Annotated in this window: 12 protein-coding genes; 7 read left to right on the top strand and 5 right to left on the bottom strand. The window is 56.5% G+C overall.

The window, feature by feature from the left end; translation table 11 throughout:
- Positions 1-108: 108 nt before the first annotated feature.
- Positions 109-1,389 (top strand): glutamate-1-semialdehyde 2,1-aminomutase, encoded by a 1,281-nt coding sequence (gene hemL, locus RIN69_RS04485; protein ID WP_313855839.1) that lies wholly within the window; start codon positions 109-111, stop codon positions 1,387-1,389.
- A gap of 118 nt (positions 1,390-1,507) precedes the next feature.
- Here the strand turns inward: hemL and fhuB are convergent, their stop codons facing one another.
- The 5 genes from fhuB to hrpB form a co-directional block, all read right to left on the bottom strand.
- Positions 1,508-3,490 (bottom strand): Fe(3+)-hydroxamate ABC transporter permease FhuB, encoded by a 1,983-nt coding sequence (gene fhuB / locus RIN69_RS04480; protein WP_313855838.1) that lies wholly within the window; start codon positions 3,488-3,490, stop codon positions 1,508-1,510.
- Positions 3,487-4,365: a Fe(3+)-hydroxamate ABC transporter substrate-binding protein FhuD gene (fhuD, locus tag RIN69_RS04475; RefSeq protein ID WP_313855837.1), complete on the bottom strand. Its 879-nt coding sequence runs from the start codon at positions 4,363-4,365 to the stop codon at positions 3,487-3,489. Before fhuD ends, fhuB begins: the two co-directional genes overlap by 4 nt.
- Positions 4,366-4,380: 15 nt before the next feature.
- Complete coding sequence (gene fhuC / locus RIN69_RS04470) at positions 4,381-5,175, bottom strand: Fe3+-hydroxamate ABC transporter ATP-binding protein FhuC (RefSeq protein WP_313855836.1); 795 nt, start codon at positions 5,173-5,175, stop codon at positions 4,381-4,383.
- A gap of 237 nt (positions 5,176-5,412) precedes the next feature.
- Positions 5,413-7,929 carry a bifunctional glycosyl transferase/transpeptidase gene (gene mrcB, locus RIN69_RS04465; RefSeq protein WP_313857600.1) on the bottom strand — a complete coding sequence of 839 codons (2,517 nt, stop codon included), beginning with the start codon at positions 7,927-7,929 and terminating at the stop codon, positions 5,413-5,415.
- A 107-nt stretch (positions 7,930-8,036) separates the two neighbouring features.
- On the bottom strand, positions 8,037-10,481 hold the full coding sequence (gene hrpB, locus RIN69_RS04460; protein WP_313855834.1) for an ATP-dependent helicase HrpB: 2,445 nt from the start codon (positions 10,479-10,481) through the stop codon (positions 8,037-8,039).
- A 114-nt stretch (positions 10,482-10,595) separates the two neighbouring features.
- Here hrpB and thpR point away from each other — a divergent pair, with 114 nt between their 5' ends.
- The 6 genes from thpR to folK all read left to right on the top strand — a co-directional run bounded on the left by thpR (position 10,596) and on the right by folK (position 15,415).
- The gene (gene thpR / locus RIN69_RS04455; RefSeq protein ID WP_313855833.1) at positions 10,596-11,123 is read left to right on the top strand and encodes an RNA 2',3'-cyclic phosphodiesterase; all 528 of its coding nucleotides are present in this window, start codon (positions 10,596-10,598) and stop codon (positions 11,121-11,123) included.
- Between the two features lie 12 nt (positions 11,124-11,135).
- Positions 11,136-11,840, top strand: a complete 705-nt coding sequence (gene sfsA, locus RIN69_RS04450) for a DNA/RNA nuclease SfsA (RefSeq protein WP_313855832.1) — start codon at positions 11,136-11,138, stop codon at positions 11,838-11,840.
- A gap of 181 nt (positions 11,841-12,021) precedes the next feature.
- Positions 12,022-12,477, top strand: a complete 456-nt coding sequence (gene dksA / locus RIN69_RS04445) for an RNA polymerase-binding protein DksA (protein ID WP_017800386.1) — start codon at positions 12,022-12,024, stop codon at positions 12,475-12,477.
- 73 nt (positions 12,478-12,550) lie between these two features.
- Positions 12,551-13,459, top strand: a complete 909-nt coding sequence (gene gluQRS / locus RIN69_RS04440; protein WP_313857599.1) for a tRNA glutamyl-Q(34) synthetase GluQRS — start codon at positions 12,551-12,553, stop codon at positions 13,457-13,459.
- A 58-nt stretch (positions 13,460-13,517) separates the two neighbouring features.
- The gene (pcnB, locus tag RIN69_RS04435) at positions 13,518-14,939 is read left to right on the top strand and encodes a polynucleotide adenylyltransferase PcnB (protein ID WP_313857598.1); all 1,422 of its coding nucleotides are present in this window, start codon (positions 13,518-13,520) and stop codon (positions 14,937-14,939) included.
- Positions 14,936-15,415, top strand: a complete 480-nt coding sequence (folK, locus tag RIN69_RS04430) for a 2-amino-4-hydroxy-6-hydroxymethyldihydropteridine diphosphokinase (protein ID WP_313855831.1) — start codon at positions 14,936-14,938, stop codon at positions 15,413-15,415. The genes pcnB and folK overlap by 4 nt, the downstream gene beginning before the upstream one ends.
- Positions 15,416-15,499: the final 84 nt, after the last annotated feature.

Raw genomic sequence — 15,499 nt, 5'->3', positions numbered from 1 at the left:
CAAAATCATCAGCAATGACATCAATCGTGCGACTTGCCTTTCAACGGATCGCCATGTTCCCTTAGAATGGTAATGATTTTTTCTAACGTACGATCCAGGAGCCGATCCATGAGTAAGTCTGAAAACCTGTATGCCCAGGCACAAAAGTTAATTCCCGGTGGGGTTAACTCTCCGGTGCGCGCATTCACCGGTGTCGGCGGCGTACCGCTTTTCATCGAGCGAGCGAACGGCGCTTACCTTTATGATGCTGATGGTAAAGCCTATGTCGACTACGTAGGATCCTGGGGACCGATGGTACTGGGTCATAACCATCCGGCAATTCGCGAGGCGGTTATCGAAGCGGCCGAACGCGGCCTGAGCTTCGGCGCACCGACCGAGATGGAAGTAAAAATGGCCGAGCTGGTGTGTAAGCTGGTGCCAACCATGGATATGGTACGCATGGTGAACTCCGGCACTGAAGCGACCATGAGCGCCATTCGTCTGGCACGCGGTTTCACCCATCGCGATAAAATTATCAAATTCGAAGGTTGCTATCACGGTCACGCCGACTGCCTGTTAGTCAAAGCGGGCTCCGGCGCGCTGACTCTCGGCCAGCCTAACTCTCCGGGCGTACCGGCTGATTTCGCTAAGCATACCCTGACCTGCACCTATAACGATCTCGCTTCGGTACGCGCGGCATTTGAACAATATCCGCAGGATATTGCCTGTATTATCGTCGAGCCGGTCGCCGGCAATATGAACTGCATTCCGCCACAGGCAGATTTCCTGCCTGGCCTGCGTGCGCTTTGCGATGAGTTCGGCGCGCTGCTGATTATTGATGAAGTGATGACCGGTTTCCGCGTGGCGCTGGCGGGTGCACAGGCACATTATGGCGTTAAGCCGGATCTGACCTGCCTCGGTAAAATCATCGGCGGCGGTATGCCGGTCGGCGCATTTGGTGGCCGTCGTGAAGTGATGGATGCGCTGGCACCAACAGGTCCGGTTTACCAGGCAGGCACGCTGTCCGGAAACCCAATCGCCATGGCTGCGGGCTTTGCCTGCCTGAGTGAAATTGCCAAACCCGGCACGCATCAAAAGCTGACCGCGCTGACCACCCAGCTGGCCGACGGTCTGCTGGCCGCCGCGAAAGCAGAAAATATTCCGTTGGTGGTTAATCACGTAGGTGGGATGTTTGGTCTGTTCTTTACCGATGCCGAAACGGTTACCAGCTATCAGGATGTCACCCGATGCGACGTTGAGCGCTTTAAAAAATTCTTCCATCTGATGCTGGAAGAAGGCGTTTACCTCGCGCCTTCAGCATTTGAAGCCGGCTTTATGTCACTGGCTCACAGTGAAGAAGATATCCAGCATACCATTGATGCTGCGCAGCGGAGCTTCGCTAAGCTGTAATTCTGGTCGGCGTTATCGTCCATTACCGTGTTTCAGCTAAGGCGGCGTTTTCGTCGCCTTAGCTGAAGATTGACACTCCGCGAACCATTGGGAGGGCAGCCGTTTTCGCTACCTCCATCTAGCGGCTCTTACGCAGCAGATAAACAAAGTAAGGCGCGCCAAAGAAGGTCGCCAACAGCCCGGCCGGAATTTGATCCGGGAATGACATCATCCGTCCGCACCAGTCAGCAAAGACCATGAGTATTCCCCCTAACAGCGCAGTGATCACCAGCTGCGGCAGCGCGCGACGGAAACCCAGCATTCGTGCCATGTGCGGGGCCATCAGGCCAACAAAGCTCAGCGGGCCGATGGTCAGCGTTGCCGCCGCCGTCAGCGCCGCCGCCAGCAGTAATAAAGCCAGACGCGAAGGCGTTAATGCCATGCCGACCGCACGCGCTGTCGCGCCCCCCAACGGCAGAATAGTCAGCCAGCGCGTGGCTAACGGTGCCAGCGCAATCAATATCACGGCAATCACCCCAGTCCGCAACGCCTGAGGGCCATCGACCTGGTAAGTCGAACCGGAAATCCACGTCAGCAGGCTAGCCATGCGAGGATCGCCACTGGCCAGCAACAGCATCAGCAGCATGGTAAAGGCGGTGCTTAGCGCCATTCCCGCCAACAGCATACGCTCCGGAGAGAATCCCCCGCGCCCTGCAGCCAGCATAATGATCATCAGGGTCACCGCAGCACCAATGCTGCCGGCAGGCAGTAACCAGCCAAAAGCATCGCCCGGCACCAGAAACAGCATCATCACCACGCCAAAGGCGGCACCGGAACTGATGCCTAAAACCTCCGGGCTGGCCATGGGATTACCGGTCAGTCGCTGAATCACGCAGCCCGCCACGCCAAGCATCATCCCGGCAGCCAGTGCTGCGCCCACGCGCGGTGCGCGCCACGGCTGTAATTGCTGCCAGAGATCGCCACTGGCCCATACCCAGCCCCAGGCATCACGCCCGAACGACAGCGCCACGGCAATCAACAGCAGCAGCAGGCCGACGCCTGCCAGTGCCCACCACAGCACTTGCTGACGCTCGACAGGGACATTATCGCCCTGATTCATTGCCGGCGGCACCGAGCCGGTACGCAACCGTGGCAGTAGCCACAGCAACAACGGCGCACCAATCACCGCCGTAGCGGTACCGGTCGAAACCTCACGCCAGACATCGGTCAGCCAGCTGACGCTTTGATCCGCCAGCCACAACAGCAGCGCACCAATCAACGGTGCCAACAGCAGACGGCTAATCAGACGGCGCGCACCCAGCATCCGCGCCAGCAGTGGCGCAAACAGGCCGATAAATCCAACAATCCCTACCGTATTTACCAGCTGAGCGCTAAGCAGAATCGCCAGCAGCAGCGCGGCTAACCGCGCCAGAGACAATGCCAGACCGAGATTTTTCGCTACGCCGTCATCCAGACCCATCAGCGTCATCGGGCGCAGCAGCAGAAGCGCCAGCGCAAAGGCAAGCAGCAATCTTGGCCACAGCGTGATGACGTTGCTCCAGTCCTGTTGATTTAATGCACCGGTGCCCCACAAAAACATATTTTGCAGTTGATCATGATTGAAGATGGCGATGATCTGATTGACCGCACCACAGTACAGACTCATCACCAGCCCGGCGAGAATCAGCGTGACCGGTGACAGACGCTTGCCCCACGCAATACCGAACACCACCAGCCCGATCAGAATCGCACCGCCCATTGCGGCCATTTGCTGCGTTAACAACCCACCCGGCAAGCTCCACAATGTAACAACGGTAATCCCCAGCTGCGCTCCGGAGGCCACGCCGAGAGTCGTCGGTTCTGCCAGTGGATTACGCAATACCTGCTGGAACAGCAAACCGGCCAGTCCAAGCCCTGCACCAACCAGCAACGAGATTGCCAGCCTCGGCAGCAGGCTGTAATGAAACAGCATCTGATCGAGGTTATCGATATCCGGCTGGCGCAGCGCCATCCGCCATTGCGCCATCGGCAGATGGCTGGCGAGGTTATATAGAGTTAACACCAGCGTGAGAATAAACAGGCCCGCCAGCAGCGTAACCGGGAACAATTTGCGTGATGTCATGACGCCTCCAGCGCACTGTCGAGGGTATGACAGAAATGCTGAGCAGTCAGCGTTGCGCCATAGAACCACACCGCCGGTACCCGCTTAAAACGCTGCTGGCGAACAAACGGTAAAGAGCGCCACAGCGCGGTCGAGGTGACTTGCTCCATCATCAGGTCGTTGCCGTGGTCGAAACAGATGGCATCGGCATCTTTAATCGTTGCCAGCCGCTCAATCCCAATTACCGCGCTGCCCCAGAAATTAGTTTCGCCTTGCCAGGCATTTTCAATGCCCAGCTCATCAAGCACTTCCTGAAACAGGCTGCCTTTGCCAAACACAATCGCATGGCGAGTGTCGAGAATCGACATCAACAGTAGCGGTTTAGTGGCCCGAGGAGCCAGTCTGGCGCGCATTTGCAGCATAAAGCGATCAAATTCTGCCAGATGCTGATGGCCGCGGGATTCGATACCCAGCTCCTTTGCCAGCTTTATCAGCGAGTGACGAGCGGAAGTCAGCGGTTTACCATCACCCTCGTTGAAACTGAAACCTATCCCCGGCGCAATGCGCTCAAGTTTATCCGGCGACGGGCCATAACCCTGAGAATAGAGAATTAATGACGGTTTAAGCTGCGTCAGCAGCTCGAGGTTAGGCTCGGTGCGTAATCCAAGATCGATAGTATTGGCCGGTAATTCCGGCTTACCCACCCACAGCTGATAATTATGGATTTCCGCCACGCCCATTGGTGGTACGCCGAGCGCCATCATCAGCTCGACCGGCAGCCACTCCAGCGCAACCACGCGTCGGATATCGGGAAGCCCGGCGCGAGCCGGTAAATTGAGTAATACAGGGGAGAGCGCCATTGCGGTTAATAAACGGCGGCGAAGTTTATCCGGCATCAGAACATCCTGTAATCAGTAAACAAAGCTCACCGGCGCACCGCCTTGCGGATGCGGCAGAATGCCCATAGGAATGCCGTAAATCTTCTCCAGCACGTCACCCTGCATAATCGCCTGAGGTTCACCCTGCGCAATGACTTCACCGCCACGCAGCGCCACCAGGTAATCGCAGTAGCGCGCCGCCATATTGATATCGTGCAGCACCGCAATCACCGTCAGGCCACGCTGATGACTTAAGCGCTGAATCAGCGCCAGCACATCAACCTGATGAGCGATATCCAGCGCCGACGTCGGCTCATCCAGCAACAGGCAGCGGCTGTTCTGTGCCACCAGCATGGCGATCCACGCGCGCTGACGCTCTCCGCCAGAGAGGCTGTCTACCAGCCGCTGCGCGAAAGGTTTTAATCCCACCAGCGCGATAGCCTCTTCGACACGTTCACGATCTTCCACACCGTAACGACCCAACGCGCCATGCCAGGGATAGCGACCAATTGCCACCAGTTCACGCACCGTCATGCCCTCGGCAGCCGGAAGCTGTTGAGGCAGATAGGCGACTTCGCGAGCAAAAGCTTTGCTGTTCCACTCAGCCACCGCGGTATTATTCAGTAATACCTGCCCCTCACTGGCCGCGTGATGGCGGCCAAGCATTTTGAGTAGCGTCGATTTACCGGAACCATTGTGGCCGATCAGCCCGGTGACTTTTCCGGCAGGAAAGGTCAGTGACAAAGGGTGTAACAGCGTACGGCCAGGAACGGTGAAGCTGACGTTATCAAGCCGGAAGGTTGTGTCCTGTTGTTGCTGAGATTGCATGATTATCTTCAAGATTGGCGGGAGCAGCGAGCCGCGTCCGGTTAAACATTAAATGCGGAATGTAAACGATAATTATTATTATGCAGCTCGGATAATATGCGAAACGAAGGAAGCTCTGCAACAAAAATCCAGCAGGGACGCGGTTGCCGGCTGATTGCCGGTGAAAAAAAAGGCGGCGAAAACGCCGCCTCAGTGAGGGTGAGGGTAAAGGTGGCGTTTCCACCACCGCGATCAACGCTATTTACCGAACATATCCTTAATCCAGCCGGCTACGCCGTCGCTGTCTTTCTGCTCTTGCTGTTGCTGCTGTTCTTGTTGCTGCTGCTGCTGAACCTGCTGCAGTTGCTGCTGTTGCTGCTGGCAAAGCGCATTTGCATCGGTGGTCCACACCGGCAGCGTACGCCAGTTGCTGCTACCGGTGTCACAGACGAAATTACCGGCAGAGTCGATATTCATCGGGGCGATATCTTCCGGCGGCGTCAGACTAAGCGGCATCGGTGCCTGATTTTCCAGGTAGTGACGATAGATCTGCATCGCACCGGAAGAACCGTACAGTTTCGTCGTCTGGTTGTTATCGCGACCAATCCAGGTAATCGCCACTTCTTTACCGTCGATACCGGCAAACCAGCTGTCGACCTGATTGTTGGTCGTACCGGTTTTCGCCGCAAGGTTTGCACTCGGGAACTTCGCGCCAAGCGCACGGGCGGTTCCGCGCGCCGCAACCTGTTGCATAGTGTACAGCGTCAGATAAGCCGCCTGCGCCGGTTCAGTACGCTCCGCCTGCGGGAAGCTTTGATACAGCACTGAGCCATCTTCAGCAATCACTGAACGCAACGCCGAGAGCTGAGCACGATTACCGCCACTGGCAATAGTCTGGAACGCCTGCGCGACTTCAATCGGCGTCAGGTTCAACGCGCCGAGCAGCATCGCCGGAACCGGATGCAGCTGGTCTTTCGGCACACCCAGTTTGGTCCAGGTTTCGGTCACTGCCGGCAAGCCCAATGACATGCCGAGGTTTACCGTCGGCACGTTCATCGAACGGGTTAACGCATCCACCAGCATCACCTGACCACTGAACTGACGATCGTCATTCTGCGGCTTCCAGACCTGACCATTCGGCTGTTTGAGCGCTAATGGCTGATCGGCAATCCAGGTATTCAGGCGATATTTATCCGGCTGGCTTAATGCTGTCAGATAGGTCGCCGGTTTGGCCAGCGAGCCGATAGAACGGCGCGCCTGCAGCGCACGGTTGTAACCGGCATACTGCGGATCGGCACCGCCGACCATCGCGCGAACTTCGCCACTGAAGCGATCAACGATCACCATCGCCGTTTCAAGATCTTTCACGCCGCGTTGTTTACGCAACGCCGGAATCCCCTCTTCCACCGCTTTTTCCGCCGCGTCCTGCGATACGGAATCCAGCGTGGTGAAGATCTTCACGCCGGAAAGATCTTTTACCTTGTCGCCCAGCTTCTGCTGCAGTTCATTACGCACCATCTGCATAAAGGCTGGCTGTGGAGTAATTACGCCGCCTTTCGGCTGCACGCCGAGCGGACGGGCGCTGAGCATTTCATACAGCTCCTGGTCGATAACCTTCTGCTGCTGCAACAAACGCAGTACCAGGTTACGACGTTCCAACGCCAGCTTAGGATTACGCCATGGATTGTACAGCGACGCCCCTTTTACCATGCCCACCAGCAGCGCCTGCTGATCGAGGCTCAGCTCATCCACCGGACGGCCAAAGTAGTAGAGACTGGCCAGCGGGAAGCCGCGAATCTGATCGCTGCCACTCTGCCCGAGGTACACCTCGTTAAGATACAGCTCAAGGATACGATCCTTGCTGTAACGCGCGTCCATAATCAGCGCCATATAGGCTTCATTCGCCTTACGCCACAGTGAACGCTCGTTGGTCAGGAACAGGTTTTTCACCAGCTGCTGCGTCAGAGTACTGCCGCCCTGCACCGCGCGACCGGCGGTAATATTGGCGAGAAATGCACGGCCAATCGAGTAGAAACTGATGCCATCATGCTGATAGAAATGACGGTCTTCGGTAGCGACCAGCGTATCAACCAGTAGATCCGGGAAGCCAGCGCGCGGAACAAACAGGCGCTGTTCACCGTTTGGCGATTGCAGCATGGTGATCAAACGAGGATCGAGGCGGAAAAAGCCAAAATCACGACCACTGTCGAGGTTCTTGATTTCGCTCAGCGTGCCATTACTGAATGACAGACGTGCGCGAATCTGACCCTCTTTACTGTCCGGAAAATCAAACGGACGACGGATCATCTCAATGCTGTTGCCCTGCACGGTAAACTCGCCGGGACGCGTCATGCGCGTAACCTGACGATACTGCGTGCCTTCAAGCAGTGCTACCATCTCCTGCTTGTTATAGGACATGCCCGGTTCAAGGCTGACCATACGGCCATAAACCGTTGCCGGCAGCTGCCAGACTTTGCCATCAATGCGGCTGCGAATTTGCGAGTCGAGCCAGACGCCGTAAATCGCCATCAGCACAATGATGACCAGCAGCAGCTTGATAATTAACCCCAGCCAGCCTCTTTTCTTACGTGCTGAACGCCCTTTTGCTTTACGTGGCACCGATTCTGTCTCCTCGTAGTCATCATCAGTATCATCCTGATAATCTTCGTAATCTTCATTATATTCGTCTTCCCTGCGGCGACCTTTTGCCGGCTTACGCGGCGGTTTAGGCTGTTTGCCTTTGCGCCCGATAGGTTCGCGATCGTTGCCAGACATTCGTTTCATTTCTCCAGGGATTGCCGTCGGCAAGGCCGACTACTCTGTTCTTACTCTGCATTTCGGAAAAGTGGAACCTTCCGAAATAGCTACTCTTAAACGGCCGCTCAGGACGGCGGGGAAAACTTTTTGACGCGACGCGTGGGTAGCGTATTGGCTGGATCGTCCGGCCACAGATGTTTTGGATAGCGCCCTTTCATCTCTTTCTGCACCTGCGGATAAGCACCGCGCCAGAAGCCCGCTAAATCGCGGGTAATTTGCAGCGGTCGCTGAGCGGGAGACAACAGCTCCAGCACCAGTGGCACACGCCCTTCGGCAACGCAGGGATTTTGCGCCTCACCAAACATCTCCTGCAGGCGCACCGCCAGCACCGGCGGTAAAACTGCATCATAGCGTAATGGCAGCCGACTTCCGGTCGGCACAGTGTAATGAGTTGGCAGCACAGTATCCAGCCGCTGACGCTGAGACCATGTCAGTAATTGTAATAATGCGTTGGCCAGATTGATGTTGCGCAGCCCTTTCAGATCGCGTACGCCGGTCATCACTGGCAACAACCAGCGCTCCAGCGAGTCGAGCAGGCTTTGATCATCGCAGGCCAGCCAGGATTCTTGCGGCAGCCACTGAGCGGCACAGGCTAAACGCATCCGCAGCTGCTGCGCATCCGGCGTCCAGTTGAGCACGCTGAGACCTTTTTCACGAATCCAGTTCAGCATCGCCGGATGCAGCTCCTCGGGTTCAGGCCGGGCCTGCGGCTGCGCTTTCAGTATCAGTGAGCCAATCTGCTCACGTCGCCAGGCGCGTAGCGTGCCTTTCTCTTCATCCCACTCTACTGCGGTGACTGACTCAACCCGCTCAGGACACTGGCGGATCAGTAAATCAATCTCAACCGGCAAAGCGTGTAAAATGCGCGCATCGGCTTGCAGGCTGCCCTGTAACAGCAGCGGAGCAATCAGCCATTCGTAGCGCGTCAGCGCGTGATCGTCATCCAGCAACGCGCCAATGCCGTTCGCTAACTGATAGCGCCCATGCTGGCCGCGACGTCGTGCCAGGCGATCGGGAAAAGCCGCCATCAGTAATGGCGCAATAGCGTCGATGTTTGCTGGCGCATCGCGGGCACCCAGTCGCTTTTGTAACTGACGGGCACGCCGCTGCCAGTGCGGCTGCACGCGCTGAAAACAGTCACGCAAATCGCCGCTGCCGTGACGCGGCGGCTCTTCGAGAATCGCCACCAACAGCGCCGCTGTCGCGATCTGCTCAGCGGAACTGCCGGCATCAATCAACAGTGCCGCCAGCCGCGGATCGCTGCCAAGCTGCGCCATCTTGCGCCCTTTCTCATTCAGCCTGCCCTGTTGATCAGTGGCACCGAGCTGTTGCAATAATCGCGCCGCCGCACGCAAAGCAGGTTCAGGCGGGCGATCGAGCCAGTTCAGCTGATCAATATCATTACAGCCCCACTGCAATACATCGAGCCATAACGCCGACAGATCGCTTTGCAATATTTCAGCGTCGCCGTGCGTTGCCGCGCGCTCTGCCTGCTCTTTACCCAACAGATGCAGACACAGGCCGGGTTCAAGCCGTCCTGCGCGTCCGGCACGCTGGGTCATTGATGCCTGGCTGATGCGCTGCGTCTGTAAACGGGTCAGCCCGCTGCGCAGATCAAAACTGGCCATCCGCTCCAGCCCGCTATCTACCACCAGCCGGATACCTTCGATGGTTAAACTGGTTTCAGCGATATTAGTTGCCAGCACCACTTTGCGCCGCCCCGCTGCGGCAGGCAGGATCGCGCGCTGCTGCTCGCTCAACGGTAAAGCACCGTACAGCGGGCAGAGATCGACATCACGGCTTACCCGCTCTTCCAGCAGCGTTTTGATGCGCTGGATCTCGCCAACCCCGGGTAAAAACAGCAACAGCGATCCACTTTCATCACGCAGGAGCTGCGTGACCTCCCGCGCCACCGCATCGTCAAAGCGCAGATGAGTTGCCAGTGCGACATAGCGCCGCTCTACCGGGAAACTGCGGCCCTCAGAGATAATCACCGGAGCATCGGGTAACAGCGCGCTGAGCCGCTGATTGTCGAGGGTGGCTGACATCAGCAGAATTTTTAAGTCGTCGCGTAAACCTTGTTGTACATCGAGCAGCAGCGCCAGTGCCAGATCGGCCTGCAAGCTGCGCTCGTGAAATTCATCAAGAATAACCAGCGAGACCCCTTCCAGCATCGGATCCTGCTGCAACATCCGGCTGAGAATCCCTTCGGTAACCACCTCCAGCCGGGTCTTTGGGCCAACCCGCGTTTCCGCACGCATGCGGTAACCCACGGTTTCACCCGGCTGCTGATTTAGCTGTTCGGCCAACCGCTGTGCCACATTGCGCGCCGCCAGTCGCCGCGGTTCCAGCAGCAAAATGCGCCCGCTAAAATCCGTCTGATGCAGAATTTGCAGCGGCAGCCAGGTGGATTTACCCGCGCCGGTAGGGGCGACCAGTAACACCTGCGGTGCCTGCTGTAGTGCGGCTAACAGCTGCGGCAGTACCGCACTGACCGGTAATGAACTCACAGGAAAACTCCGTAATAACGTGGTCTTATAGCCAACACAAATGCAGCCTGAAGGATGACGGGTATATAATGGCAGGCATTGTAGCATTCAACCGCACTCATTACCGGAGGTGCCATGTCCATGCGCCGTTTATTCTTCGGCATCGGTTTGCCGCCGACGATACAGCAGGAAATTATTGCCTGGCGCGCCACGGCCTTTGACGCGGAGGCGGGTCGTCCGGTGGCCGCCGCCAACCTGCATCTGACACTGGCATTTCTTGGCGAAATCAGCGCAGAAAAAGCCACGTCTATCAGCCGTCTGGCCGGGCGCATTCGTCAGCCGCCGTTCAGCCTGGCGATTGATGATGCCGGACACTGGCCGCGTCCCGGCGTAGTGTGGCTTGGTCCACGCCAGTCACCCCGTGGTCTGGTGCAACTGGCAGAACTGTTACGTTCACAGGCGGCACGCAGCGGTTGTTACCAAAGCCCGCTGCCGTTTCATCCGCATATCAGTCTGTTGCGCAATGCCACGCGCCCGGTAGCGATGCCGCCGCGTAATTTTCACTGGCAGTTCGACGTCACAGAATTTTCTTTATGGCAGTCGACCTTTAGCCAGGGCCGTACCCGTTACAACATCGTGGAAAGCTGGCCGCTGACCGCCTGAACAGGATTAACCATGGAATTTTTCCCGGCGCTGCAGCCCGCACGCCTGATTAAGCGCTATAAACGTTTTCTGGCTGATGTCATCACGCCACAAGGTGAAACCCTGACCATTCACTGCGCCAATACCGGCGCGATGACCGGCTGCGCCACGCCAGGGGATACCGTATGGTATTCCACCTCCGACAGCCTGACGCGTAAATATCCGCACAGCTGGGAGCTGACGCAGACTCAGCAGGGCCACTGGATTTGCGTGAACACGCTGCGAGCAAACCAACTGGTGCGCGAAGCGATACAGGCGGATATCGTCGCGTCACTCACCGGTTATAGCTCGATACAGGCTGAGGTGAAGTATGGTGCAGAACGCAGTCGAATAGATTTTCTGTTACAGGCAGATAATCGCCGAAACTGCTATATTGAAGTGAAATCCGTTACGCTCTTGGACAAGGGCAAAGGGTATTTTCCGGATGCGGTAACCGTACGTGGCCAGAAGCACCTGCGCGAACTGGCTAAGATCGCTGAAAATGGCGAACGTGCGGTGCTGTTTTTTGCCGTTTTGCACTCGGGGATTGAGGACGTTTCCCCGGCGCGTCATATTGATGCGCAGTACGCGGAACTACTGGCACAGGCACAACAGAGTGGAACAGAAATTATTTGTTATAAGGCGCAGTTCTCAACAACCGGATTAAGTCTGCAACAGTCTCTCGAAGTAACGCTATAATATTTGGTGCAATTTGCTGTGACAGGATCGTTGCTGGCGGTGTGCTAAATACGCTTTTACTCACAGGCTTGTCAAGACTTGTTCAGGAATAATTGCCAACCTTAATCGCTTCTGTTATTTATAGCGGCCTGTTTTTTTCCCCACTGGGGATCGATAGTGCGTGTTATCCAGGAGAAACAACATGCAAGAAGGGCAAAACCGTAAAACATCGTCCCTGAGTATTCTCGCCATCGCTGGGGTGGAGCCATATCAGGAGAAGCCGGGCGAAGAGTATATGAACGAAGCCCAGCTGGAGCACTTCAAGAAGATTCTTGAAGCGTGGCGCAATCAACTCAGGGATGAAGTAGACCGTACAGTAACTCATATGCAGGACGAAGCTGCTAACTTCCCGGATCCGGTTGATCGTGCCGCTCAGGAAGAAGAGTTCAGTCTTGAACTGCGTAACCGCGACCGTGAGCGTAAGCTGATCAAAAAGATCGAAAAGACGCTGAAAAAGGTTGAAGACGACGATTTCGGCTACTGTGATTCATGTGGCGTTGAAATTGGTATCCGTCGCCTTGAAGCGCGTCCTACTGCCGATCTTTGCATTGACTGCAAAACGCTGGCGGAAATTCGCGAGAAACAAATGGCCGGTTAACGGCGCGCGGATGTTGCAGTGAAGCAGGGACAAATCGATGCTCCCGCTTCACTGCTCACCGTATCTGACTATCATGCCATCATCCTATATTGGGCGCTTTGCCCCCTCTCCTTCCGGTGAATTACACTTCGGCTCACTGATTGCTGCCCTCGGCAGTTATCTGCAGGCGCGTGCGCAGCAGGGTCAATGGCGAGTGCGCATCGAAGATATCGATCCGCCACGTGAAATTCCCGGCGCTGCACAACAGATTTTACGTCAGCTGGAACATTACGGCCTGAACTGGGACGGCGATGTGCTGTGGCAGTCACAGCGCCACGATGCCTATCGCGCAGCGCTCAGCTGGTTACGCCAGCATCAGCAAAGTTACTGGTGCCGCTGCACCCGTCGTCGCATTCAGCAAACCGGTGGGCATTACGACGGCCATTGTCGTGACCTGCAGCTTGGCGCAGAAAATGCTGCCCTGCGTTTACGTCAGCATGCGCCAGTCACCGAGTTTTATGATGGTCTGCGTGGCAATATCATTGCCGACCGTGCGCTGGCGATGGAAGATTTTATCATTCATCGCCGTGATGGCCTGTTCGCCTATAATCTGGCGGTGGTGGTCGACGACCATTTTCAGGGCATCACGGAAATTGTGCGGGGTGCCGATTTAATTGAGCCGACGGTACGTCAGATTGCGCTGTATCAACAGTTTGGCTGGCCGGTGCCGGGCTACCTGCATTTACCGCTGGTGCTGAATAGCGATGGCAATAAATTATCGAAGCAGAATCATGCGCCGGCGCTAGCGAAAGGCGATGCGCGACCGGTACTGGTGCGCGCTCTGCAGTTTCTCGGTCAGCCGCAGCCAATCGGCTGGCAGGATGATTCACTGGATGCACTCTTAAAACAGGCAATCCAGCAGTGGGATCTCACAAAAATCCCACGTCAGGACGCAGCAGGAAGCATTGGAATGACATCAGCATTCTCAAATGGTTCTCACTAAGCTATGATTAGCCGCTGTTTTTACCACCCAAGTTTCTTAGTCACTATCGAGGTGTCCCATTTTTACCCGAGTTGCTAATTTTTGCCGAAAAGTCCTGAGTCGCGAAGATGAGGCGCCAACTGTGGTCGAGGAAGTTCGTCATATGACGATTATCCCACGCGATCGCCATAATATCTCGCGGAAAGACATCAGCGAAAATGCCCTCAAAGTACTCTATCGCCTGAATAAAGCCGGTTATGAAGCCTATCTGGTCGGTGGCGGCGTGCGCGATTTACTGCTGGGTAAAAAGCCGAAAGATTTTGACGTGACCACCAACGCCACCCCGGAACAGATGCGTAAGCTGTTCCGCAACTGCCGTCTGGTCGGTCGCCGCTTCCGCCTGGCACACGTGATGTTTGGTCCGGAAGTGATTGAAGTCGCCACTTTCCGTGGCCATCACCTGGCTGAAGAGCAGCAGGACGATCGCAACAATTCCCAGCGCGGCCAGAACGGCATGCTGCTGCGCGACAATATTTTTGGTTCGATCGAAGATGACGCCCAGCGCCGCGATCTGACCATCAACAGCCTGTATTACAGCGTGGCAGATTTCACCGTCCGTGATTACGTTGGCGGCCTGAACGATCTGCAACAGGGCATTATTCGCCTGATCGGCGATCCGGAAACGCGTTATCGCGAGGATCCGGTGCGCATGCTGCGCGTGGTGCGTTTCTCCGCCAAGCTTGATATGAGCATTGCCGCCGAAACCGCCGAGCCGATTCCCCGCCTCGCTACGCTGTTGCAGGACATCCCGCCAGCACGTCTGTTTGAAGAGACGTTAAAGCTGCTGCAAGCGGGTTACGGTTACAGTACCTATCTGCAACTGCGCGAATACCAACTGTTCCAGCCGCTGTTCCCGATCATCACCCGCTACTTCACCGAGCAGGGTGACAGCCCGATGGAGCGGATGGTGGTTCAGGTACTGAAAAATACCGATAACCGCATTCACAATCAGATGCGCGTTAACCCGGCGTTTCTGTTTGCCGCCATGTTCTGGTACCCGCAGCTTGAAGCCGCGCAGAAAATTGCCCAGGAAAGCGGTCTGGCCTACTACGACGCCTTTGCGCTGGCGATGAATGACGTGCTGGATGAAGCCTGCCGTGCGCTGGCGATTCCAAAACGCATCACCACGCTGATTCGCGATATCTGGCAATTGCAGCTGCGGCTGTCACGCCGCCACGGCAAACGCGCGTGGAAGCTGATGGAGCATCCGAAATTCCGTGCGGCTTACGATCTGCTGGCGCTGCGTGCTGAAGTCGAAAATAACCACGAGCTGCAACGCCTTTCTACCTGGTGGAGCGAGTTCCAGGTTGCCGCACCACCGCAGCAAAAAACCATGCTGAACACGCTGGGTGACGATCCGGTGCCACGCCGTCGCACTCGCCGCCCGCGTAAACGCACGCCGGGTACAGCACCGCGTCGTGACGGCAACAGCAACGCATGACCCGCGTCTATATCGCGTTAGGCAGCAATCTCGCCGATCCGCTGCATCAGGTGCAAAATGCGCTTGATGCACTGGCGGCGATCCCTGAAAGTCAGCTGATTGCCACCTCTTCGCTCTATCGCACTCCGCCTTACGGCCCTGCCGATCAGCCCGACTATCTTAATGCGGTGATTGCTCTCGAGACCACGCTGGCACCCGAGGCGCTGCTTGATCACACTCAGCGTATCGAACTGGAACAGGGCCGGGTACGCAAAGAGCAGCGCTGGGGACCGCGCACGCTGGATCTCGACATTCTGCTGTTTGGCGATTTGACGATCCACAGCGAGCGCTTAACCGTACCGCATTACGATATGAAAAACCGTGCGTTTATGCTGCTGCCACTGGCGGAAATCGCTGCCGGACTGCATTTTCCCGACGGTGAATCTGTCGCCAGCCGGCTGGCCCTGCTCGACAGTCGAGACATTCAGCGCTGGTAGCGCGTCATTTTAGTATAAAAATCCACCACCCCGCCGTTTCATCCACCGGATAAACGTTCCTCTGTGATTCGCGATCCATTACAC

Origin of the sequence: Winslowiella toletana (assembly GCF_032164335.1) — a bacterium.
In the GTDB taxonomy this organism is placed as follows: Bacteria; Pseudomonadota; Gammaproteobacteria; order Enterobacterales; family Enterobacteriaceae; genus Erwinia; species Erwinia toletana_A.
Note: the sequence above shows the minus strand (reverse complement) of the source record. Positions and strands in the feature narration are given on the sequence as shown.

Excerpts from the sequence above, each read along its gene's own strand:
- hemL (WP_313855839.1), top strand. The coding sequence starts at position 109 with ATGAGTAAGTCTGAAAACCTGTATGCCCAGGCACAAAAGTTAATTCCC.
- fhuB (WP_313855838.1), bottom strand. The coding sequence starts at position 3,490 with ATGACATCACGCAAATTGTTCCCGGTTACGCTGCTGGCGGGCCTGTTT.
- fhuD (WP_313855837.1), bottom strand. The coding sequence starts at position 4,365 with ATGCCGGATAAACTTCGCCGCCGTTTATTAACCGCAATGGCGCTCTCC.
- fhuC (WP_313855836.1), bottom strand. The coding sequence starts at position 5,175 with ATGCAATCTCAGCAACAACAGGACACAACCTTCCGGCTTGATAACGTC.
- mrcB (WP_313857600.1), bottom strand. The coding sequence starts at position 7,929 with ATGTCTGGCAACGATCGCGAACCTATCGGGCGCAAAGGCAAACAGCCT.
- thpR (WP_313855833.1), top strand. The coding sequence starts at position 10,596 with ATGTCCATGCGCCGTTTATTCTTCGGCATCGGTTTGCCGCCGACGATA.
- sfsA (WP_313855832.1), top strand. The coding sequence starts at position 11,136 with ATGGAATTTTTCCCGGCGCTGCAGCCCGCACGCCTGATTAAGCGCTAT.
- dksA (WP_017800386.1), top strand. The coding sequence starts at position 12,022 with ATGCAAGAAGGGCAAAACCGTAAAACATCGTCCCTGAGTATTCTCGCC.
- gluQRS (WP_313857599.1), top strand. The coding sequence starts at position 12,551 with ATGCCATCATCCTATATTGGGCGCTTTGCCCCCTCTCCTTCCGGTGAA.
- folK (WP_313855831.1), top strand. The coding sequence starts at position 14,936 with ATGACCCGCGTCTATATCGCGTTAGGCAGCAATCTCGCCGATCCGCTG.